This window comes from Paenibacillus pasadenensis (assembly GCF_023715725.1).
Taxonomy (GTDB): domain Bacteria; phylum Bacillota; class Bacilli; order Paenibacillales; family Paenibacillaceae; genus Paenibacillus_O; species Paenibacillus_O pasadenensis_A.
The window spans coordinates 1-463 of the sequence record NZ_JAMBOT010000045.1 but is presented as its reverse complement, the minus strand read 5'-3'; the positions used below and the strand labels follow the sequence as shown (position 1 = coordinate 463).

Annotated in this window: 1 protein-coding gene; it reads right to left on the bottom strand. The window is 56.4% G+C overall.

Features of this window, described 5'->3' with window-relative positions; all coding sequences use genetic code 11:
* Window positions 1-62 precede the first annotated feature (62 nt).
* On the bottom strand, window positions 63-463 hold a 401-nt coding region (locus M3223_RS23880), incomplete at its 5' end, for a serine hydrolase (protein ID WP_251566276.1).

The following is a 463-nucleotide window of genomic DNA, read 5'->3' as shown; positions in this document are numbered from 1 at the left end:
CACTTTTGCCGTCTAAGGCGATAAACAAAAACGGAATGAGTTTCCCCATTCCGTTTCCGCTATTACAAACCGTCGGTGACGATTTTAGCCGCCGACGCTAATACATCGCGACGGCTTTCTGCCTTAGGTTGAGGCTGGGTGAAGTAAGTGACCAGAATCAGCGGCGCACGATCTTTTGGCCAGATCACCGCGATATCGTTGGTGGTGCCATAGCCACCGCTGCCGGTTTTATCCCCCACAACCCAGGAAGCAGGCAGTCCAGCCTGACTGCTCGCTGCACCGGTGGTATTGCCTTTCATCCAAGTCACCAGCTGCGCCCGTTGGCTGTCGCCCAATGCTTTACCCAGCGTCAGATTCCGCAGAGTTTGCGCCATTGCCCGAGGGGAAGTGGTATCACGCGGATCGCCCGGAATGGCGGTGTTTAACGTCGGCTCGGTACGGTCGAGACGGAACGTTTCGTCTC